The 20,759-nt window shown below is 69.4% G+C and carries 24 protein-coding genes; 14 read left to right on the top strand and 10 right to left on the bottom strand.

Annotated elements, in window-relative coordinates:
• Positions 1 to 161: 161 nt before the first annotated feature.
• Positions 162 to 1,208 (top strand): acyl-CoA desaturase, encoded by a 1,047-nt coding sequence (locus Q0747_RS04885; protein WP_298252147.1) that lies wholly within the window; start codon positions 162 to 164, stop codon positions 1,206 to 1,208.
• A gap of 55 nt (positions 1,209 to 1,263) precedes the next feature.
• Here the strand turns inward: Q0747_RS04885 and Q0747_RS04880 are convergent, their stop codons facing one another.
• Both Q0747_RS04880 and Q0747_RS04875 read right to left on the bottom strand, forming a co-directional pair.
• A complete protein-coding gene (locus Q0747_RS04880; RefSeq protein ID WP_298252145.1) occupies positions 1,264 to 1,977 on the bottom strand; it encodes a GAF and ANTAR domain-containing protein in 714 nt (237 codons plus the stop codon).
• 63 nt (positions 1,978 to 2,040) lie between these two features.
• Entirely contained in the window at positions 2,041 to 2,712 is a 672-nt protein-coding gene (locus Q0747_RS04875) for a GAF domain-containing protein (RefSeq protein WP_298252143.1), read from the bottom strand.
• Between the two features lie 313 nt (positions 2,713 to 3,025).
• Here Q0747_RS04875 and Q0747_RS04870 point away from each other — a divergent pair, with 313 nt between their 5' ends.
• Positions 3,026 to 3,742 (top strand): ANTAR domain-containing protein, encoded by a 717-nt coding sequence (locus tag Q0747_RS04870; protein WP_298252141.1) that lies wholly within the window; start codon positions 3,026 to 3,028, stop codon positions 3,740 to 3,742.
• A 37-nt stretch (positions 3,743 to 3,779) separates the two neighbouring features.
• Entirely contained in the window at positions 3,780 to 5,393 is a 1,614-nt protein-coding gene (locus tag Q0747_RS04865) for a peptide chain release factor 3 (RefSeq protein WP_298252139.1), read from the top strand.
• A gap of 82 nt (positions 5,394 to 5,475) precedes the next feature.
• Here Q0747_RS04865 and Q0747_RS04860 read toward each other — a convergent pair whose 3' ends face one another.
• The 3 genes from Q0747_RS04860 to Q0747_RS04850 form a co-directional block, all read right to left on the bottom strand.
• On the bottom strand, positions 5,476 to 6,606 hold the full coding sequence (locus Q0747_RS04860) for an alanine racemase (RefSeq protein ID WP_298252137.1): 1,131 nt from the start codon (positions 6,604 to 6,606) through the stop codon (positions 5,476 to 5,478).
• Between the two features lie 3 nt (positions 6,607 to 6,609).
• Positions 6,610 to 7,266, bottom strand: a complete 657-nt coding sequence (locus Q0747_RS04855; protein WP_298252135.1) for a DUF3105 domain-containing protein — start codon at positions 7,264 to 7,266, stop codon at positions 6,610 to 6,612.
• A 135-nt stretch (positions 7,267 to 7,401) separates the two neighbouring features.
• A complete protein-coding gene (locus Q0747_RS04850; RefSeq protein ID WP_298252133.1) occupies positions 7,402 to 8,058 on the bottom strand; it encodes a DUF305 domain-containing protein in 657 nt (218 codons plus the stop codon).
• Positions 8,059 to 8,210: 152 nt separating this feature from the next.
• Here Q0747_RS04850 and Q0747_RS04845 point away from each other — a divergent pair, with 152 nt between their 5' ends.
• The 4 genes from Q0747_RS04845 to Q0747_RS04830 all read left to right on the top strand — a co-directional run bounded on the left by Q0747_RS04845 (position 8,211) and on the right by Q0747_RS04830 (position 11,910).
• Positions 8,211 to 8,531, top strand: a complete 321-nt coding sequence (locus Q0747_RS04845; protein WP_298252131.1) for a metal-sensitive transcriptional regulator — start codon at positions 8,211 to 8,213, stop codon at positions 8,529 to 8,531.
• A 43-nt stretch (positions 8,532 to 8,574) separates the two neighbouring features.
• The gene (locus tag Q0747_RS04840; protein WP_298252130.1) at positions 8,575 to 8,799 is read left to right on the top strand and encodes a heavy-metal-associated domain-containing protein; all 225 of its coding nucleotides are present in this window, start codon (positions 8,575 to 8,577) and stop codon (positions 8,797 to 8,799) included.
• Between the two features lies 1 nt (position 8,800).
• Positions 8,801 to 11,041: a cation-translocating P-type ATPase gene (locus tag Q0747_RS04835; RefSeq protein WP_298252128.1), complete on the top strand. Its 2,241-nt coding sequence runs from the start codon at positions 8,801 to 8,803 to the stop codon at positions 11,039 to 11,041.
• Positions 11,042 to 11,154: 113 nt separating this feature from the next.
• Complete coding sequence (locus Q0747_RS04830) at positions 11,155 to 11,910, top strand: GAF and ANTAR domain-containing protein (protein ID WP_298252126.1); 756 nt, start codon at positions 11,155 to 11,157, stop codon at positions 11,908 to 11,910.
• Here the strand turns inward: Q0747_RS04830 and Q0747_RS04825 are convergent.
• The 3 genes from Q0747_RS04825 to Q0747_RS04815 are packed head-to-tail and all read right to left on the bottom strand — an operon-like array spanning position 11,900 to position 13,621.
• The gene (locus Q0747_RS04825) at positions 11,900 to 12,340 is read right to left on the bottom strand and encodes a hypothetical protein (RefSeq protein ID WP_298252123.1); all 441 of its coding nucleotides are present in this window, start codon (positions 12,338 to 12,340) and stop codon (positions 11,900 to 11,902) included. The genes Q0747_RS04830 and Q0747_RS04825 overlap by 11 nt on opposite strands.
• Positions 12,333 to 12,941 carry an Asp23/Gls24 family envelope stress response protein gene (locus Q0747_RS04820; protein ID WP_298252121.1) on the bottom strand — a complete coding sequence of 203 codons (609 nt, stop codon included), beginning with the start codon at positions 12,939 to 12,941 and terminating at the stop codon, positions 12,333 to 12,335. The genes Q0747_RS04825 and Q0747_RS04820 overlap by 8 nt, the downstream gene beginning before the upstream one ends.
• Entirely contained in the window at positions 12,932 to 13,621 is a 690-nt protein-coding gene (locus tag Q0747_RS04815) for an RNA polymerase sigma factor (RefSeq protein WP_298252119.1), read from the bottom strand. Before Q0747_RS04815 ends, Q0747_RS04820 begins: the two co-directional genes overlap by 10 nt.
• Before the next feature lie 234 nt (positions 13,622 to 13,855).
• Between Q0747_RS04815 and Q0747_RS04810 the strand changes: the two genes are divergently transcribed.
• From Q0747_RS04810 to Q0747_RS04785, 6 genes are all read left to right on the top strand, one after another.
• Positions 13,856 to 14,377 carry an Asp23/Gls24 family envelope stress response protein gene (locus Q0747_RS04810; RefSeq protein ID WP_298252117.1) on the top strand — a complete coding sequence of 174 codons (522 nt, stop codon included), beginning with the start codon at positions 13,856 to 13,858 and terminating at the stop codon, positions 14,375 to 14,377.
• A gap of 142 nt (positions 14,378 to 14,519) precedes the next feature.
• On the top strand, positions 14,520 to 14,702 hold the full coding sequence (locus Q0747_RS04805; RefSeq protein ID WP_298252115.1) for a hypothetical protein: 183 nt from the start codon (positions 14,520 to 14,522) through the stop codon (positions 14,700 to 14,702).
• On the top strand, positions 14,699 to 15,085 hold the full coding sequence (locus tag Q0747_RS04800) for an Asp23/Gls24 family envelope stress response protein (protein ID WP_298252113.1): 387 nt from the start codon (positions 14,699 to 14,701) through the stop codon (positions 15,083 to 15,085). Before Q0747_RS04805 ends, Q0747_RS04800 begins: the two co-directional genes overlap by 4 nt.
• Positions 15,082 to 15,648, top strand: a complete 567-nt coding sequence (locus tag Q0747_RS04795) for a DUF6286 domain-containing protein (RefSeq protein WP_298252111.1) — start codon at positions 15,082 to 15,084, stop codon at positions 15,646 to 15,648. Before Q0747_RS04800 ends, Q0747_RS04795 begins: the two co-directional genes overlap by 4 nt.
• Positions 15,649 to 15,703: 55 nt before the next feature.
• Positions 15,704 to 16,324: a hypothetical protein gene (locus Q0747_RS04790; protein ID WP_298252109.1), complete on the top strand. Its 621-nt coding sequence runs from the start codon at positions 15,704 to 15,706 to the stop codon at positions 16,322 to 16,324.
• 212 nt (positions 16,325 to 16,536) lie between these two features.
• Positions 16,537 to 17,169 (top strand): hypothetical protein, encoded by a 633-nt coding sequence (locus Q0747_RS04785; RefSeq protein ID WP_298252107.1) that lies wholly within the window; start codon positions 16,537 to 16,539, stop codon positions 17,167 to 17,169.
• 56 nt (positions 17,170 to 17,225) lie between these two features.
• Here Q0747_RS04785 and Q0747_RS04780 read toward each other — a convergent pair whose 3' ends face one another.
• Entirely contained in the window at positions 17,226 to 18,203 is a 978-nt protein-coding gene (locus Q0747_RS04780) for a DMT family transporter (RefSeq protein ID WP_298252105.1), read from the bottom strand.
• A gap of 105 nt (positions 18,204 to 18,308) precedes the next feature.
• On the opposite strand from Q0747_RS04780, the gene Q0747_RS04775 reads away from it, so the two are divergent.
• Positions 18,309 to 18,854, top strand: a complete 546-nt coding sequence (locus Q0747_RS04775) for a CGNR zinc finger domain-containing protein (RefSeq protein ID WP_298252103.1) — start codon at positions 18,309 to 18,311, stop codon at positions 18,852 to 18,854.
• 172 nt (positions 18,855 to 19,026) lie between these two features.
• Here Q0747_RS04775 and Q0747_RS04770 read toward each other — a convergent pair whose 3' ends face one another.
• Positions 19,027 to 20,613, bottom strand: a complete 1,587-nt coding sequence (locus Q0747_RS04770; protein WP_298252101.1) for an AAA family ATPase — start codon at positions 20,611 to 20,613, stop codon at positions 19,027 to 19,029.
• Positions 20,614 to 20,759 lie beyond the last annotated feature (146 nt).

Raw genomic sequence — 20,759 nt, 5'->3', positions numbered from 1 at the left:
TCAGCAGCACCGTTGTCGGCGCTACGGAAATCAGCAGTACCGAAGTCAGCAGCACCATATTGCTGGCCTTGCCGGACTCCGGCGCCGGACCTGCGGCTGGTCCCGCCGTCGCCGGATCGAATCCCCCGTCCGCTGCGCCAACGCGTCCGCGTAAGGTCGTGGTGGAGCGGACGAACCGGGTGATCGCCTCCTACTCCGTCCTGCTGAAGCAGGTACGGGCAGAGGGCCTCCTGGTGCGGCGCCGACGCTTCTACGCCGGAGTGGTCCTCGTCCTCGGTCTGGGCCTGGCTGCGGCGTCGACGGGGTTCGTGCTGCTCGGGGACTCCTGGTTCCAGCTCGTCGTCGCCGGGATCCTGGGCATCATCCTCACCCAGTTCGCCTTCCTCGGCCACGAGGCCTCCCACCGTCAGATCTTCGCCTCCCGCCGCACCAACGACCGGGCGGGACGATTCCTCGCCGCCGGGGTGGCCGGCATCAGCTACGCCTGGTGGATGGACAAGCACACCCGACACCACAACGACCCCAATACGGTGGGCAAGGATCCCGACATCGCGATGGGCACACTGTCCTTCAGGGAGGAGGACGCCGCCCCCCGCACCGGCGTCCACGCCTGGTTCACCCGGCGGCAGGGGCACTTCTTCTTCCCGCTGCTGAGCCTCGAGGGCATCAATCTCCATGTGCAGTCGCTCAGGACTCTGCTCCACCGTGGATCGGTGCCGGGCCGCTGGGTGGAGCTGGCCCTCATCGGCTCGCGCTTCGGGCTGTACCTGGGTGTGCTGTTCTGGTTCCTGCCGGCCGGTCTGGCGGCGGCGTTCCTCGGGGTCCAGCTGGCGATCTTCGGCACGTACATGGGCGCCTCGTTCGCCCCCAACCACAAGGGGATGCCGATCCTCCCCGCCGGCAGCACCGCCGACTTCCTCCGCCGGCAGGTGGTCACCGCCCGCAACATCCGGGGAGGGTCGTTCGTGAACAATGCCTTCGGAGGGCTGAACTTCCAGATCGAGCACCACCTCTTCCCGGACATGCCGCGCCCCCATCTGCGCCGGGCCGCCGTCATCGTCCGCGAGCACTGCGCGCGTCTCGGCATCCCCTACACGGAGGTGGGCGTGCTGCAGTCCTACTCCGCGGTCATCACCCATCTGAACCGGGTGGGGCTCGCTGCACGGGATCCCTTCGACTGCCCGCTGACCCAGCGCTACCGCCGATAACGGAGCCCGGGGCGCCCCGCGACGGTACTCCCGTCGCTGCGGCGCGGAGGCGGGGTCAGAGGCTCAGGGATCGATCCAGCACGGCCCGAGCCGTGTCGCGGAGAGTGGCATTGTGCGACCGGGCGTGGGCGCGCAGGCGCTGGAATGCTTCAGCGGTGTCAATGTCCGCCGTGTAGGCGAGCATGCCCTTCGCCTGCTCGATGAGGATCCTGCTGTCGAGGGCGCGTTGCAGCTGCTCGTTGACGACGGCGGACTCGCGGATGGTGCGCTCCTGCAGGATGCTGATCGTGGACACATCGGCCAGCGCCTGCCCGATGGCGATGTCCTCGGCGTTCAGCTCGCCGGTCCCGACCCGGAACAGGTTCATCGCTCCGATACTCCTGCCGCGGACCCGCAACGGGAAGGCGTGCACGGAGCGGAAACCCTGGGCTACCGCCGCATCCCGGAACGCGGGCCAGCGATCCCGGGTTCCGTCGATGTCGCGGACCGTCACTGGCGCGCCCGTGCTGTAGCAGTCGATGCACGGCCCGATGCCGGTCTCCTGCTGCAGCACCTCGACCAGGCGGACCTCCTCGCTGGTGGACGCCAGAACCTGCAGGACCCCGTTCGGATCGGCGATCATCAGTCCCGCAGCGGCGGCATCGAGCAGCTCGACACTCTGTTCGACGAGCGTCTGCACCAGATCCAGCGAATCGTATTCATCGACCAGCGTGTCCGCGATCTTCACGAAGGCGGCGCTGACGCGGCTGGCACGGGTGATGCTTTCCATACACCGAGTGTAGGGTCACCGTCCCTGTTCCTTAAGCGACTTCCTTTGGCGACCGGTGACCTCTCACGTAGTGGGTGGCGTGAAATCCAGGCGCCGCCCGAGGACGTCCTCGGAGGTCTCCCGCACGCTCCGTCCGTTCGCGAACGCGTGAGCGCGTAGCAGCAGGAGCGCCTCCGCGGCCGTACCCCCGGTCTGCGCGAGGACCATTCCCGTAGCCTGATGGATCTCCCTGCGCGACGGAGCCAGACCTGCCTGCGGGTCATCTCCGGACTCCGGCACGAGAATCTGGCGCAGCAGCCTCCAGGCCGCCCGGTCCGCAAGAGATCGCGCGGTGGCCCGGTCCGATTCAGTCAGTTCGCCGGGCGTGGTGCTGTACAGTTCCACGACCCCGATGTCCATGGCGCCGACCAGCAGGGGGAAGACGAACAGGGCTTGGACATCGGTGCCGGAGAGCGCCATCCCGAAGACCGGCCATCTGTCGTGGGTCATGGAGCGCGCGTACGGCAGGAGCACCGGCGATCGTGTGCTCGCCGCTTCCCAGCGTGGGCCTTCTCCCAGATCGAACTGCAGCTCGTCCAGGCGGGCCGCCAGCGCATCGCTGGCACACAGGGTCGTTTCCCGATCCGAACCGCTGAACGCGGAGAGTGCGACCCCCGACACGGGAAGTGCCTCGATGAACGAGGCACACAGGATCGAGCACAGGGCGTCCAGATCGGGTGGCTCCGGCTCGCTCACCTGCTCACCCCCGCAGCTGGTGCACCAGGTGAGAACGACCGAACCAGCATGCCTTCCTCTCCGACCCCGGACTTCTTGTGTATCGCCGCGTAGTGCAGTAGCCACTGCGTGGAACCGAGCTTAGCCGCAGACCGGAGGAGGAGCTGAAGTTCCCGGCAGTGACGCTCGGCCGATCGGCCTCCGGGCCCTCCCTGACGGACGGGCGCCGATACCTTGACGTATCCGCGCTGGTACAGCACTGTGGTGATTGCTGCCCCGGACCCTGGCATCCACGATCTCCGCCGTGATCGCGACCGCCCCCCTCAGGAGTCCGATGATGCAGACCACAGACGCCACAACCGCGCGCCCCCGGCGCGTGCCGCCTCCGGGTACGCACCACGCCCGCGAGGCGCAGACCCTGGACGATCGTCAGGCGGTGATCATCGCCATGGCATCGACCGGCCGCAGCTGCCGGGAGATGGCCGACGAATTGTCACTCCCACTGAGGGCGATCCAGGGCCACCTCTATCGCGCGCTGGAGATTCTCGGGATCAAGCGTCTGGAGGACCTCACACCGGAGGCAGTCACGTCGCAGGTCGGCGACCCTCGGCTGCCTGATCGAACCTCCCGGAACTGCCCCGTCGGCCCCGTGTCGACACCGGACGTCGGAGAGATCCTCGGCCCGGGGGGCGACGACGAGCATGTGAGCGTCCTGGTGCTCCTCGACAGAGCCGAAGCCGCGGCAAGCGGGAGTAGAGCTCCACGGGTTCCCCTTCACGGCGGTGATGAACTGACAGCGATCCGTGCACTGCTCGACCAGCAGGGCAGAACCATCCTCCAGCTTCATCGGGCCGTCGCGAGCCGCGACCTCATCGGGCAGGCCAAGGGCATCCTCATGGAACGCCACAAGATCAGCGCCGACGCCGCTTTCGCCCGGCTGCAGAGTGAGAGTTGCCGTACGAATCGCAGACTCGTGAGCGTCGCCGAATCGCTCATCTATACGGGCCAGGAAGCGGACACCGGCATGAAGAACGGGGGTGCGCCGGGCTGAGACTGATCCGCCCGCCCGGATCAGGGACAATGGAGGCGTGGCCCTGCTGACCGATTCCCCTGTTCTCGACACCGACGCCGTCCGACGCGAGGCCGGACGCCGTCGGACGTTCGCCGTGATCTCCCACCCCGACGCAGGCAAATCGACCCTGACGGAGGCGCTCGCGCTCCTCGCCCGCGCCATCCAGGACGCGGGAGTGACACACGGTAAGTCGAGTCGCCACGCCACGGTCTCGGACTGGATGGGTATCGAGCAGGACCGCGGTATCTCGATCAGTTCGGCAGCCCTGCAGCTCACCTACCGCGACACCATCCTCAATGTCGTCGACACCCCCGGTCACGCCGACTTCTCGGAGGACACCTACCGCGTGCTCGCCGCCGTGGACTCCGCCGTCATGCTGATCGACGCGGCCAAGGGCTTCGAGCCGCAGACGGTCAAGCTGCTCGCCGTCTGCAAGGCCCGGAACATCCCCATCATCACCGTCATCAACAAGTGGGACAGACCCGGCCTCGACGCCCTCGGCCTGATCGACGACGTCGGCGAGCGCACCGGGATGACGCCGGTCCCCCTCACCTGGCCCGTCGGGATCGCCGGGGAGTTCCAGGGACTGATCGACCTGCGGGCCGAGCGCGCCATCGCCCTCGCGGCCGTCGGTGCAGGGGCACAGGCCGCCGAGGAGACCGATGTCGACATCGACGCCCTCGCTCCGCACGAGGCGGGTGCCTGGCTCGAGGCGCGTGAGGAATCAGGCCTCGTCGAATCCTCGAACGGCTCGTTCGACCGCGAGGAGTTCGAAGCCGCCCGGCAGACGCCCGTGCTCTTCGCCGCGGCCGCCAAGAACTTCGGCGTGTCCCAGCTGCTCGACATCCTCGTGGACGTGGCACCGTCCCCGTCCCCGCGCCCGTCGAAGGATGCCGGGCCCCGGGCCATCGAGGCGCCGATGTCGGGCTTCGTGTTCAAGGTGCAGGCCGGCCAGGACAGCTCCCACCGCGACCACATCGCCTATCTGCGCATCTGCTCCGGGACCTTCGAGCGCGGCATGGTCATCACCAACCAGCGCACCGGCAAGCCCTTCGCCACGAAGTACGCGCACCGCGTGCTCGGCCGCAGCCGCGAGGTGGTGGACACCGCCTGGCCCGGCGACGTCGTCGGCCTCGTCAATGCGACGAGCCTGCGGGTGGGCGACAGCCTGTTCTCCGAGGAGCCCGTCCAGTTCCCCGATATCCCACGCTTCTCCCCCGAACTCTTCGCCGTGGCCCGCGCCAAGGACCCCGGACGCTACAAGCAGTTCCGGCGGGGCATCGACCAGCTCGAGCACGAGGGCGTGGTGCAGGTATTGCGCTCCGATCTGCGTGGTGACCAGGCGCCCGTGCTGGCGGCCGTCGGCGCCCTGCAGTTCGAGGTCGCCGCGGAGCGGCTCGGCACGGAGTTCAACGCCCCCACGTCCCTGGACAACCTCTCCTACACTCTCGCGATGCGCGTGGGTGCGGAGAGCCAGGGTGTGCCCGAGACCTTCCGCGGCGGGGAGATCCTCTTCCGCTCTGACGGCGAGGCCGTCGCGGTCTTCGGCGACAAGTGGAAGATCGGCCACTTCACGAAGGACCATCCCGGCGTCGTCCTCGAGCCGATCGGTGCCGCCGTCGAGCCGTAGTCCGGCAGCTGTCGGGCATTAGTCCGGCAGCAGTCGGGCATTAGTCCGGCAGTAGCGGACCCCGGTGCTACCCGACGCGGTCCTAGCTGTTCCTGCCGCGGGCTGCGACCGCCCAGCTGCCCTGGTGGACACCGACGCGAACCACCTGCACCTCGTCCACGAGATTGGGGGTGAGGCAGACGTGGTTCGGCACCACGCGTAGCCGCGTGCCCAGGGGCGGCAGGGATGCGTCCGAGGGCCACTCCACGGTGGCGTGGTGCTCGGAGAGCGCCGTGATCCGGGCGGCCGGATGATCGAGGAGCCTGCCGTACCCGGTGGCCCACGCGGCGCGATCGCTCCCGAGGACCTTGCTGCCGGCGTCGAGGATCAGCCGCGCGGGCGACCCCGGGTCGCGTCGGTGGCTCACCACCGTGGATTCGACCGTCAGTGCGATGTCCTCCGGTCGGCAGTGGCCGAGCTCCCACTGCTGCGCGTCGCCGAAGACGTAGACGCCCGGACGCAGCTCCGTCAGGGTGGCGCCTGAGGAGAGCGCCGCGGACGGCGTCGACCCTCCGCTGGCCTCGACGTCGCCGAAGCCCGCGGCTTCGAGGGCTGCCACTCCCGCGGCCAGCGCCGCCTGCTCGTCCGCGACGGCGGCGTCCGCCATGCCCGGACCGTAGCTGTGGCCGGGGAAGGTGAACACGCCCGTGACGACCAGACCTGCCGAACGGGCCGCCTCCGCGACGGCACGCGCGTCCCGGGGCTGCACCCCGCTGCGGTGGTGTCCACTGTCCAGTTCGACGCGGACGGCGATCCGCCCGACGTCGTCGCCGAGGGCACGGGCCAGCTGCTCGGCACCCCGCGCGGAGTCGACCCCGACACGGAGACGGGCCCGATCCGCGACGGCGAGGAGGCGGCGGGCCGCGCGCTCCTCGACCCAGAGCGGATAGGCGATGAAGAGGTCATCGACGCCAGCGGCCGCGAAGACCTCGGCCTCTCCGATCGTCGCGACCGTGAGTCCCACGGCGCCGGCCGCCAGCTGCAGTCGGGCGATCTCGGGGATCTTGTGGGTCTTGGCATGGGGACGCAGTCGCAGCCCGCGCCGACGGGCGGAAGCTGCCATGACCGCGATGTTGCGCTCCAGGATCTCCACATCGACCACCACCGCCGGAGTGGCGGTGTCCGCTGCTCCGCGGGTCCCGGGAGACTGCGTCTGCGGCCGGAGGTCGCTCATGGGTCAGGAACCCACCAGGCCCGGGGGCGTGATGCCGCCGGAGCAGGCTGCACCCGGCTCGCGGGTCTGCTCGCCCTGCACGTACTTGTCCAGGAAGGTCGTCAGGCGCGGGTCGTCGGCGGAGTCGACGGTCAGCTGCAGACCCCAGGCGCTGGCGGCGATCGGGGTCTCGAGCCCCTCGTACGGGCTGAGCAGCACGTAGGACCGCGAGCCGACGAGCTCGGTCAGCTTGTCGATCTCCGCCTGGTCGAGATCCGGCTGGTAGGTGATCCAGACCGCACCGTGCTCCATGGAGTGGACGGAGTTCTCGTTCGGGACCTCCTCGGTATAGACGCCGCAGTTGGTCCAGATGGGATCGTGGTCACCGCCGACCGGAGGGGACTGCTCGTAGTCCACCGGACCGTCCACGTGCTCGAACGTCACGTCGTCGAAGGTCCGCACGCCGTCGATCGGCTGCGCGGCCTCGGCCTCCCGGCTCTCGTTCACGCGCACCTGCTGCACGATCACCAGGGTCACCGCGATGATGATCACCAGGATCACGGCACCGATCCCGCCGAAGATCAGGGCGGCGCGCTTGCGCTCACCGGCCCGCTGCTTCGACTGGATCGCCGCCAGGCGCGCCTGACGGTCCTGGTTCTCCTGTGACCGCTTCTTGTTCAACGGGATGTCCTCCGGTGCTGGGGTGGCTGCGGGCGGTGCCGCGGCAGGGATGGTGTGGCGCCGGTGACCAATGTACCGGTGGCGCCCGGGAGTACGGGACAGGTCGTGCGGTGGAGCCGCAGCGGCTGCAGCGGTTCACAGGTCATCGAGCATGCCCTGCATGAGGGTGATTTCGGCCTGCTGCCCGGCCTCGATCTTCCGGGCTAGCTCGCGGACCTGGTCCGTGGCGGCGAGTTCGGCCCCCGCTGCGGCCATGTCCACGCCGGCCTCGTGGTGGACGATCATGAGCTCCAGGAACTGCCGCGCCGCGTCGTCGCCGGTGGCGCTCCTGAGCTCGTCGAGCTGCTCGTCGGTGGCCATGCCGGGCATGAGCCCGTTGGGCAGGAGCATGGATCCGTCGCCGGAGCCCATCTCCATCCCGGCGTGGTCGCCGGAGGCCTCGGTCATCCACTCCATGCGCGGCTGGGAACTGCTCTGGGACAGCCCCCACTCCTCGAGCCACGCGTACATCTGTCCGGCCTGCTGCTGCTGCGTGGTGACGATGTCGTAGGCCACGGCCCTCAGGGTCTCGTCGTCGACCTCGTCGCGCACGATCAGCGACATCTCCACCGCCTGGTGGTGGTGCACCTGCATGTCGCGTGCGAAACCGGCATCGGCGCTGCTGCCGTCCGGGTACGACGGCGAGGCACTCACGCGACCGGCGGTGAAGGCGAGCGCGAAGAGCGCGACGACGGCGAGGCCTGCCAGGACCAGCAGGATCCGCTTCTGCCAGCCGGTGAACGAGAGGGTCATGAAGGTCCTTGGGTCGGCGACGTTCCCGTACGAACGTACGACATCGTGAACGTACGACATCCAGCTGGGGGTTCCCTCGGAGGGAATAGGGGGATAGCCTTGGTCGTTATACCCCCTGAGGGTATCTTGAACGACCAGCAGGGAGCTAGCTCATGACCGGGAACGCCGGGACCGCCGTCGTCCACGGCTACACCGCGGACAAGGACGCCTATCTCAAGCGGCTCCGCCGGGTGGAGGGACAGGTCCGTGGGATAGCCCGCATGGTCGAGGAGGACAAGTACTGCATCGACATCCTGACCCAGGTCGCAGCCGTCAACAAGGCCCTCCACGCGGTCTCCATGGGGCTGCTGGAGGAACATATCGCCCACTGCGTGGTCGGGGCCGCGCAGGAGTCGCAGGTCTCGGGCACCACGGATGTGGTCCAGGAGAAGGTCGCGGAGGCAACGGCCGCCATCGGCCGGCTCCTGCGCTGATCCGTCATCAAGGCCGACCCCACCCACCACCGAGGAGAACAGCATGACCACCACCACGATCAACATCACCGGCATGACCTGCGGCCACTGCGTCAGCGCCGTCAGGAGCGAGCTCTCGGAGCTCCCCGGTGTCGGATCGGTCGACGTCGACCTCGTCAACGGTGGCACGTCCACCGCCACCATCTCCTCCGAGGGCCAGCTCGATCCCGCCTCGATCGACGACGCCGTCACCGAGGCCGGCTACACCGTGGTCCCTGCCGGATCCTGACATGGCCACACGGCAGCTCCCCGCGCAGCACGCGGGCCAGGACCAGCGCGTCGTCGAACTCTCCATCCAGGGGATGACGTGCGCCTCCTGCGTGGGCCGCGTGGAACGCAAGCTCGGCAAGCTCGACGGCGTCGAGGCGAGCGTCAATCTGCCGCTGGAGAGCGCCGTGGTCCGGGTTCCGGCGTCCGTCACCGACCAGCAGCTGATCGACACCGTCGAGGCCACCGGCTACGGCGCGCGGGTCGTGGACCCGGACCGGACCGACGGGAGCGCCGTCGAGCAGGCCCCCTCGCGCCTCGGAGCACGCCTGGTCCTCGCGGCCGTCCTGTCCCTGCCGGTGCTGCTGATCTCCATGGTGCCCGGACTGCAGTTCGCCCACTGGGGCTGGGTGGTCCTCGCGCTGACCCTCCCGGTGGTGACGTGGTCGGCCTGGCCGTTCCACCGCGCCGCGGCTGTCAACGCACGCCACCTGTCCTCCACCATGGACACGCTCGTCTCGATCGGCGTCACGGCCGCCTTCCTCTTCTCCACCTGGCAGCTCGTCGCCGACCCGGCGATGACGCAGCACACGGGCATGGGCATGAGCGAGCACTCCCTCTACTTCGAGGTGGCCGCCGTGGTGGTCACCTTCCTGCTCCTGGGCCGTTTCCTGGAGGCCTCAGCGAAGCAGCGGGCCGGGGACGCCCTGACATCCCTGCTGAGCCTCGGCGCGAAGGAGGCCCACGTGCTCCGCATGGTCGACGGCGACCGCGTGGAGGTCACGCTGCCCGCCGACACCCTGATCCCGGGCGACGAGTTCGTGGTTCGCCCGGGCGAGAAGATCGCCACCGACGGCGTGGTGGTCGAGGGCCACAGCGCCGTGGACACGGCCCTCCTCACCGGTGAGAGCGTGCCGGTCGAGGTGGGCCGCGACAGCGCCGTCACCGGCGCCACCATCAACACCTCCGGCCGGCTCGTGGTGCGGGCCACGCGCGTGGGCTCCGACACCGTGCTCTCCCACATGGGCCGCCTCGTCAGCCAGGCCCAGAGCGGCAAGGCCCGGATAGCCCGGCTCGCGGACCGCATCAGCGCGGTCTTCGTGCCGGTGGTGCTCGTGATCGCCGTCGTCACCTTCGTCCTCTGGCTCGTCCTCACCGGCGACCTCGATGCGGCCTTCACGGCGTCCGTGACGGTGCTCGTGATCGCCTGCCCGTGCGCGCTCGGACTGGCGACGCCGACGGCGCTGCTGACCGGTACGGGCCGTGGTGCACAGCTCGGGATCCTCATCCGTGGGCCCCAGGTCCTCGAGGACACCCGGACCGTGGACACCATCGTGCTGGACAAGACCGGGACAGTCACCACCGGGACCATGGCGGTCCACGACGTCGTCGCCCTCGGGCACCGGACCGCCCAGGAGCTCCTCCGCCTCGCGGGAGCCGTCGAGGCGGCGAGCGAGCACCCGATCGCCCGGGCCATCGCCGATCACGCGGCCGGAGCAGGCCAACTCGCCCAGGCCATGGACTTCTCGAGCGCACCAGGCGGAGGCGTACGGGGCACTGTGGACGCCCTCACCGTCACCGCGGGGCGGACCAGCTGGCTCCGCCGCAACGGGATCAGCCCCTCCCCCGAGCAGGAGGCGGCGTTCGGCGCTGCCGAGGACGCCGGGACCACGGCGGTCTGGGTGGCGGTCGACGACGCGGTGGCGGGCTTCATCACCCTGTCCGACACCGTCAAGGAGAGCTCGAGCGCTGCGATCGGGCGCCTGCGCACCCTCGGACTGCGCCCGATCCTGCTCACGGGGGACAACCGGGCGGTGGCCCTCCAGGTCGCGGCGTCCGTGGGTATCGATGCCGCTGACGTCCACGCGGGCATCACGCCGGAGGGCAAGGTGGACGTGGTCCGCGCACTCCAGGCGTCGGGCGCCACGGTCGCGATGGCCGGGGACGGGGTCAACGACGCCGCAGCCCTGGCGCAGGCCGATCTCGGCATCGCGATGGGCTCGGGGACCGATGTGGCCATCGAGGCGGCCGATCTCACGGTGATGGGCAACAGCCTGGAGCAGGTGGCCCAGGCCATCGAACTCTCGAGGCGCACGCTCTCCACGATCAAGGGCAATCTGTTCTGGGCGTTCTTCTACAACGCCGTCGGCATCCCGGTCGCCGCCCTCGGTCTGCTGAACCCGATGCTCGCCGGAGGCGCGATGGCCGCGAGCTCGGTGCTCGTCGTCGCCAATTCCCTGAGACTGCGCGGCTTCGGGAGGTGACAGGGGTCCGGCACACGCCGCCCGTGCACGCACCGTATGCTCTGGGGTGTCCCGGTGCGCGTCCGGTCCCCTACCATCCGGTGTAGTGCCGTCATCCGAAGGAGTTGCCCACGATGCCCGACGAACACGAACTCGCCCAGGAGTCCCTCGAGGACCCGGTCACGGCGATGCTGCAGGACGTGGTGCTCGACAGCGGCGACGTCCAGGAGTTCCTGACCGGACTGGCCGATGTGGCGGCGACCGTCTTCTCGGGAACCTACGGGGAAGTGTTCTGCGGCGTCACCCTGCTCCGCCCGCGGTCGATGATCACCGTCGCGAGCAGCGGTGAGCGGGCGCGCCAGGTGGACGAGATCCAGTACAACTTCGATGACGGGCCCTGCCTGCGGGCAGCACGGGAGGGCTACACCGTGCACATCCGCGACTTCCTGACGGAGACCCGCTTCCCCGAGTACCGCGCGGCCATCGCGTCCTTCGGCGTCCGCTCCGCTCTGGGGATCCCCGTGCAGCTCGACGAGGGCGCGAGTGCCGGCCTCGACTTCTACTCGACGGAGCCGAACGCCTTCGACGCCGAGGGCGTCGCCGCCGCCGAGGGCATCGCCCGGAACGCCTCGAGCAGTCTGCGCCTGGCGGTCAAGATCGGACGGCTCACCGAGGACGCCAGGAATCTGGAAGCAGCGCTGTCGTCGAGAACCACGATCGACATGGCCGTCGGTGCCATCATGGCCCAGAATCGGTGCGGGCAGGACGAGGCCATCGCGATCCTCCGCCGCGCGTCGTCCGCCCGCAACATCAAACTGCGCGACGTCGCCGCGAGCATCCTGGCCTCGGTCGGCCAGTCACAGGCGACCACCACCCACTTCAACCGCTGACGCGCGGCCGCTTCTCCGGGGCCGGCCGCTCCGCGGGTGCCGAGCCGCCCTCGATCGACAGGATGGTGACGGCCACGGAGCCGACCGTGAAACCGCTGCGTTCGATGGTGCGTGCCGCCAGGGTCTGGGCCGTCTCCGCAAGGGTGAGGGCCGAGTGCCCGATGTCGGTGGCGATGTCGATCTGCACGGTCAGGAGCCCGTCCGCGAGGGAGAGGGCGAGGCCGTCGCTGGAGGCGTGCTGGGGTCCGTCGTCCTCGGACCTGAGACGGCGCTGGACGGAATCCACGGCCGACGCCCGCAACCGGGTGAGAGTACTGTGCACCGTCGGTTCCAGCCGGAGGATGCCCGGCTGCTCCAGCAGCGCCGTGCGGAGGGTACGGGTCACCGACGCGAGATCGACGACGGTGGCTTCTGCGGGTTCGTCAGACATCGTAAAGATCCTCCACGACCACATCGATCTGCGCCATGGTGATGGAGGTCTGCGCCTGCACGACCGTCCCCACCCTCTCTCTCAGGGCCACCATGGCGGCCGGGATGCCGACGCTCGACGCGACCGCCACCCTCAGGGTGATGCGGATGTCGCCGACGTCGACGGCCTCCCCGGCCACCGGCCTGCGGCGTCCCTCGTCCGAGGTGCCGATGGTGCAGCGGCGGGCACGCACACCCGGAAGGGTGTCGGCGGCAAAACGGATCAGCGCGGTCAGGGCCTGCTCGCTGATGTCGATCGTGCCGAGCTCCGTGGTGCGCAGCGGCGCCCGACGTCCCCGACGCACCTCCGCACGGGCCACCATCATGATGGCGTTCCGGACCCTGTCACCGGGTTCGAGCCCCGGATCCTGCGGGTCCGCCTCGCGCATGGCCTGGGTGACCGACGCGAGGTGGTGCAGGGCCGCCCGCGCATGCCGGCAGTCCGGGCATGACTGCTCGTGCGGCGTCGGCGGGTGGTCGATCGAGGCCCACAGGTCGTCGAGTTCCCGGCCGCAGCCCAGGCGCGGTCGCTCCTCCTGGAAGCGATCATCGTTCAGCGCCACGGTGACATCCCTTCTGCGAGGACCCGCTTCGCCCGCGCGATCCGGCCTCGAACGGTGCTTTCGGGAAGCTGCACGATGGCTGCGATCTCATGATAGGAGAATCCGTGCACCTCACGCAGCAGCCAGCACGCCCTGGGGCCCGGCGGGACGGTCTGCAGCAATCTGGCCAGGGCGCGCATCTGCTCCCGCGTCTCGACCTGCTCGGCCGGGTCGGGGGACACACCGTTGGAGAGTGATACCGCTCCGCGGGAGGACAGGAGTGGCGACGTCCTCGGGTCCTCCGCGGACGAGGGGGCGTCCCAGGCCCCCGTCGAGGGCCCGTCGAGCTCGGCGGTGGGATCGACCGGACGGCGCTTGCGCTGCCGCAGCTGGTCCAGGCACTTGTTGGTGGCGGTGCGGTAGAGCCAGGGTACGAAGGCCTGGGTCGTCGCGAGATGCGGCAGTCCCCGCCAGGCTGCGATGAAGGTCTCCTGCACGATGTCCTCGGCATGCCCCCGGTCGTCCAGCATCCGGAAGCAGAGCCGGTACACGCCACCCTGATGGACGGTGATCAGCCGTTCGAAGGCCTTCGGATCGCCGTCCTGGGCCCTCGCCACGACCGTCGACTCGTCCAGATCTGCCAGCGGAACAGAGGTCAGGGAGGCGGGTGATGCCCGGGAGGGCGATCCCGTCCGGATCATGGGGACCCCTTTCCGCGATCCTGCGTCATCGCCGCCTCGTCGTCACGCGGACGACGGTCGTTGGCGGTTCGTTCCGGACCAGCATATGCTCAGCATGCTTCCTATCCATATGTGACACCGGATAGGTGACGCGGATCCGACACGAAGAAGTTTCGACTTCAGGCGTGAGGAATCCCGCGGCACGGCGTCTTTACCTGTGTACGCACCACCATCGTTCGAAGGAGTCAGTACCCCATGGCAAACAACCAGAACCCCGCCTCCCACTCGGCAGCAGTCCCGGCGACCGGCGAGGAGCAGAAGCGTCAGTCGGAGCAGCAGTCCAAGGACGTGGAGAAGAGCCGCAACGTCGGCCCGCTGCAGACCGAGCAGGGCAACACCACGATCAACGAGACCGTCGTGCAGAAGCTCGCAGGCATCGCCACCCGTGAGATCCCCGGCGTCTACGCCATGGGCAGCGCGAGCCGTCGGGCCTTCAGCAGCCTCTCCGAGCGCATCCCGGGCTCACAGACCAACGTCAGCGGCGGCGTCAGCGTCGAGAAGGGCGAGCGCCAGGCCGCCATCGACCTGAGCATCGTCGTGGAGCACGGCGCCTCCATCGTCGACGTCAGCAAGATGATCCGCCGCAACGTCATCGAGACCGTCGAGGAGTCCACCGGCCTCGAGGTCCTCGAAGTGAACATCAACGTCACCGATGTGCACCTCCCCGAGGACGACCAGAAGGACGACGACAAGTCGGATCGCCAGGAACTCCAGTAACACCCGCGTCGTCGTCCTCCCCCGCTCCGGAGGGAGGACGACGACGGTCCCGCCCACCCGGTTCCGCCCGGATCGGCTGCCTGCATCACCGGGTGCACCCGCGGCGCATCCGCCATCGTTCTCTCACTGAAAGATACTGACTATGAGTACAACAGCTATGGGCCTCCTGGCCGGTCTCGTCCTGGGATGGGCGGCCGCTTTCGGGGGCTTCGAGGAATTCCTCATCGTGGCCGTCTTCGGCGCTCTCGGACTCCTGATCGCCCGCGTCATCGACGGCAAACTCGATCTGGGCGCCCTGACCGGACGTTCAAGTACCCGCCGATGACGGCCTCACCGGATGCAGTCGACACCGGTGACCGCGGCACGCTGACCATCTCCGAGAAGGCCATCGAGAAGATCGCGGGGCAGATCGCCATGGAGACCCCGCACATCCTCGGCGCCACGGGAGGCTTCCTCGGTATCGGGGGGCATCACGACGAGGATTCCCGCCCGAAGGTCAAGGTCCGTCTGCACGGGCAGATGGCCTCGATCGAGGTCAGCGCCGGCGTGCGGTACCCGACACCGCTGCGGACGACGACGGACGATCTTCGCGAGCGCATCCGCTCCGGCGTGAGCTCCCGTACCGGCGTCGACGTCAGGCACGTCGACATCGACATCACCTCGCTGGTCGGTCGGTCGGCCTCCACCGATCGGAGGGAGCTCGAATGAGCAAGAATTCCCGCTCGCAACGCTTGCGCCGCCGGTCCAGCCGCTCGGTTCCCGCCACGATCACCGCGCTGGTCCTCCTTGCGCTCGCGGTCGCCCTCGCCTGGCTGGGCATCAGCCGCTTGGTGACGGGATCCTGGCCCGGCTTCATGTCCTCGATCGGGGATTCACTGGCAGGGCTCACGTGGAACAGTCCGGCTGTCTGGGGTGCCTCGGTGGTCCTCGCCCTCATCGGGCTGATCCTGCTCCTGGCAGCCATCCTGCCCGGCAAGCACACCGCCATCCAGCTCGCGGGTCCCTCCGGCGCCGACGCCCGGTCGGTCGAGACGGTGATCAGCCGTCGCGGCCTCTCGAGACTCGCGTCCTGGCACCTGGATCACGCGGACGGCGTGGAGTCGACGTCGGTCAGCTCCACCGCACGCAAGGTCACGGCGACCGTACGGACCCCGCTGCGCACCACCAACGAGCTCTCCAGGACCTTGACCGAATCGCTCGAGCGGAAGTTCGACGAGATCGGCGTCGACCCCGCACCCCGCGTCGTCGTACGGGTCAGGAGTACCGGATGAGGCGCGCGCTACCGGTCGGGCCGTCGTCGGCCCCGGACAACGGAAGGAACCACCGATGAGAGAAACCGCAGGCAAGCTCAACCGGGGATGGCTGACGATCATCGGCATCCTGGCCCTGCTCCTCGGTGTGGTGGGGATCCTGCTGGCCTCCGGAGCCGCTGCCGGGATCGCCTCGGCGACCGGGACGGGCTTCGAGCCCGCCGGACCGGGCGAGACGGCGCTTCCGGAGAATGCCCAGAGCATCTTCGCGCCACCCGTGGCCGCCGTGATCCTGAGTGTCGTCGCCGTCGTCGTCGGTCTGCTGGCCCTCGCGTGGCTGCTGGCGCAGCTTCCGAAGCTGCACCAGGCGGGGACGTTCCGCCTCAATTCCGGGGACAATGCGGACGGGATGACGTCCTGCGAGCCGGATGTCCTCTCCGACGCCGTCGAGGCGGACGTCGAGCAGCTGGACGGCGTCCAGGCAGCGTCCGCGCTGCTGCGGGGCAGCGCCTCGCAGCCCGATCTCACCCTCGATGTCGGCATCGACCCCCGGGCCGATGTGCGTGCCGTCATCGAACAGATCCACTCGAGCGTCGTCCCCGACTTCGAGACCGCCGTCGGAGTACCGCTGAGCAGGAACGCCGTGCTCATCAACGTCTCCAACCGGCCGGCCAGGGACAAGGCCGCGGTCGTCTGAATCGCGCTCATCCGTGAGCCCCCTGCCTCCTCCGGCAGGGGGCTCACCGCGTCCGGAGGCCCCACGACCGGTCTTCGCTCTTTCTTCGGACTTCCTTCGGCGCAGGACCGGCTCCGGCCCCGGGTGGGCCGGGCACAGTGGTACCCGGCAGGACCACCACCCGTGGCCGAGATGTTCCCTGCCGGCATCCGGCATCGCCCCTGGAGTACACCGTGGCACGCCCGTCCCGCATCCTGCGATCCACCACCGGCAAGGTCCTCGCCTCCGTCGCGCTGCTCGGCGTCGCCGCATCCGTTGCTGGCCTCGGCACCTACGGCTCCTTCACCTCCACCACCTCCGCCAGCGAGACGGTCAGCGCCGGCAGGGTCGCCATCCAGCTCGGCACGCCGGGAACAGCAGCGAATCGCTTCAATCTCTCCGGCAGTTCCCTCGTACCGGGGGACACGCTGCAGCGCGTGGCGACCATCTCGAACACCGGCAACCAGGCCTTCGGCGGCGTGACCCTGAGCACCATCCCGGTCGGTTCGCCGTCGAAGCTCACCACCGACGCCGTCAACGGCCTCCAGCTCGCCGTCGACTCCTGCAGTGTGCCCTGGACCGAGGGAGGCATCGCCCCCGCCTACACCTACACCTGCGCCGGGACCATCGCGAGTGTCCTGCCGAGCCGCGCGATCATCGGCTCCAACGCGGCCTTCTCCGGCCTCGCATCCATCACCCCGGGCAGGACCGACCACCTGCGCTTCACGGCGACGCTCCCGGTCGCCGCCGACAACACGTTCCAGGGCCTCACGAGCACGGTGAACTTCGCCTTCACCGCTACACAGCGCGCCGCCACCAGCCGCTGACGCGGGCAGCGCCCGACATGGACGCAGACCCGGGCGTGGGCAGCGCCCGACGCGGATCAGGGACGTGGGACCGGCTCCACCGGATTGGGCTGGTCGAAGGCCTCCGGCGCCACGGTGTCGCCGGCGGTGGTGCGGAGCTCGTCCATCCGCACCCACACCACACCGGCAACGATCAGCACTCCGCCGAACAGTTGCATCAGGCCCGGCAGCTCGCCGAGGACGAGCCATGCGGCGAGGACCGCGAACATCACCTCGGTCAGCGCCACGAAGCTCGCCACCTTCGAGCCGAGCCGCTGCGCCGCCAGGATGCCCGTCACGTAGGCCGCCACCGTGGCGACGAGCACCAGGACCGCCACCGGGGCGAGCCAGCTGTACGTGGCCCCGGCCAGGGTCACGTCGGCGAGGACCACGCGGATGGGCATGAGGTTCGTGAGCCCCAGGAGCCCGATGGTCAGCGCGGCCACCACCATTCCCCCGCCGGCCATGACGAGTGGAGGAAGGGTGTCGTCGATCCGCGCGGACATCAGGAAGAACACCATGAGGCAGACCGCCGCGGCCAGCCCGAAGAGGACCCCCACGGGATCCAGCCGGGTGTCACCGGTCAGATCGAGGACCAGGAGCAGTCCGAGGATCGCCGTCACGGACCCGAGGATCGTGGGGATCGTCGGCGGTTTCCGTGACCGCACCCAGAGGAAACCGACGATCAGCACGGGGGCGAGATACTCCAGCAGCAGGGAGACGCCGATCGACATGCGCGCCACGGCATTGAAGTAGAACAGCTGGCACAGGGCGATCGCCGTCATGCCGTAGATGGTGATGGTCAGCGAGTGCCGGCGCAGGATCGACCAGCGGCCCCGCAGCGCGAGGAGGGCCGGGACGAGGAGGACGGCGGCGGCACCCCCGATCCGCACGCCGACGGCGGCGCCGGGGCTCCAGCCGATCTCGATCAGTGATTTGGCGAACGGCCCGGAGACGCCGAAGGTCGCCGCCGAGACGAGTGCTATCCAGAGGCCGGCGGCAGGATGCTGCGTCACGTCGCTTCCCTTCGGGTGGTGTCGAGATCGGCCGCACGGCTTTGCTGTCAGCAGTGAAGCTCGTTATGGTCGTGACACTAGGGGTTGGCAATGTCAGGAGTCAAGATGTCGTTCACCTATGACACCCAGGTTGCCCTCGCCACGGCCGCAGCGCTGATCAACACCGCACGCGACGACGTGGACGTGCTCGACACCATGGAGGGGCTGGACGCGTTCCTCGAGGAGCAGCGGTTCACCGGCTCGCGGACTCGGGCGGAGTCCGAGCTGCAGGCCGTGCGTGCCCTCCGGAAGGAACTGGAGGTGCTGTGGTTCGCGGGGGAGGACGACGTCGTCGAGCAGGTGAATGCGATCCTGCGGCGCACCAGTGCGCTCCCGCAGCTGGTGCGCCATGACGAGTGGGACTGGCATCTCCACGCCACCACCCCGGAGGCGCCACTGGCCGACCGCATGGCCACGGAGGCGGCGATGGCCCTCGCGGACGTGGTCCGAGGGCATGAACTCGACCGCCTCGGTGCCTGCGCCGCACCCGACTGCGACGGCGTGGTGCTCGACCTCAGCCGGAACCGGTCCAAACGCTTCTGCGACACGGGGAACTGCGCGAATCGCACCCATGTGAAGGCGTACCGGGCGCGCAGGGCCGGCAGCGGCTGACCGGCCGGGGTACGGCGGGTCTACCTGTGCTGGGTCCGGGGACTTCGGCGCTCAGAACGGCGTGGCACGGCGTGGCACGGCGCGACACGCCGTCGTCAAAGGGGTATCTGCCCTCGAAGTCCCCGATTGGGTACGTACGTGACAGCGTGACTGATCATCAGGACCATGCAGTTCAGCGCCCGACGTCGTCCTCCTCCGCCGACGGGGCTGCGACGCCCTCGACGCCGTCGCCGGTGAAACCGTCCTCCGAGTATCCGTCGGCGGCGAAGCCCGGTTGTGCAGGGCCGTCGAACGACAGGGTGAGGGAGGAGCTGTAGGCGGACCCGTGCCCGCCGCCGTAGCCGACTCCCGGGTCCGGTCCGAAGGGCCCTCCGGCCTCCTCGGGTACCGGGCCATTGCTGCCGAGCAGGCTCCTGGTCAGTGACGCGCTGTCCGCCATGAGCTCGCCCACGGCTGCGATCAGGTGGGCATCGGCCGTCGGTACGCCCTCGAGCGCGGCTGCGAGCACTGCGCGACGCACCAGCTCGCGCGCGAAGGACGCCGTCGTGCCGTCGGTGCGGCCTGCGGCGGTCCCGATCGCCTCGGCACCAAAGGGCAGCCCACCGGCGTAGAGGCGCAACAGCGCAGCCCGCTCGTGCTCGGCGGGCAGCGGCACCTCGACCGCCAGATCCACGCGGCCCGGACGCTGGGCGAGCGCACGCTCGAGCATGTCCACGCGGTTGGTGGTCAGGACGAAGGTGACGTCGGCGTCGGCGTCGAGGCCGTCCATGGCGTCGAGCACCTCGAACAGGAGGGGCTGCGGGCCGTGCCCGAAGCTGCGGTCCTCGGCGATCAGGTCACAGTCCTCGAGGACCACGATGGAGGGCTGCAGCGCACGCGCCGTCCTGGCCGCCTCCCCCACATGGGCGAGCGTGCTGCCGGAGAGGAGGATCGCCGTCGTGCCCTTACTCGCGCTGAGCAGGAAGCGGACGGTGTGGGTCTTGCCCGTTCCCGGCGGACCGTAGAGGAGGATGCCGCGTTTGAGGTGCTGTCCGGCCTTCAGGAGTGCCTCACGATGGGCGCCGATGCCGAGCGCATGCTCCCTCACCCGGCCCAGCAGACCGTCGGGGAGAGTGACGTCGTCGGCCGAAAGGGTGGGCCGCTCGTGGAAGGTGACGCCCGCATCACCGGAACCGAAGTTGTCGGTGGTGAACGAGAGCACCTGCCCCTTGAGGACGCTCTCACTGCGCATGCGCTGCCGGAACTCGGCGAGGAAGGCCTTCGTCACCGCCGGGTCCTCGCACAGGACCTCGAGCGAGGCCGACGCGCGTCCGTAGCGTGGCTCGGCGCTGCGCTGCAGGAGGGCCACGGGAACGCCATCGAAGCGGAAGAGCCGGAGTCCGAGGGCAACGGTCTGTCGCTGCTCGGCAGGACCGATCGGCAGGTTCACGTAGTCCGGCTGCGCCAGGGGGAAGTTCGGGTACAGCGCCGACTGCTGGAGCATGTCGCTCAGGGACGAGTGGTGGCGCTGATCTCCGCCGCCGATCCCGACCAGTCGGGCATCGGACCCCACGACGTCCGTCAGCACGATGTCGGCATCGACGAAGCGGTGCGCGGCGATCTCCTCGACGACGACGGCGACACCGCCCGCCGGCGTCCCGAGGTGCGCGCTGATCGTGTCGGTGACTTCCCTGCCCTGTGGCGACGTCGGTAGCGCGTCCTGGGCCAGGCGAACCATCGTCCCGAAATCCCTCATGAAACCAGCGACGTCATCGTCCATGAGGGGAGGGTAGCAGGACGACTGCCCTCCGGGCGGTTCCGGCGTCGTCCCCGGGGGCGTCCGTCCCGGATCCGGGGACATCACCGCCGTCCGTACCGTGTCGAGCGGCGACACGCCGCTGCGGAAGGCCGCTCGTCAGCCGAAGT

The sequence above is a fragment of the uncultured Arthrobacter sp. genome (assembly GCF_947493765.1).
In the GTDB taxonomy this organism is placed as follows: domain Bacteria; phylum Actinomycetota; class Actinomycetes; order Actinomycetales; family Micrococcaceae; genus Arthrobacter_D.
Note: the sequence above shows the minus strand (reverse complement) of the source record. Positions and strands in the feature narration are given on the sequence as shown.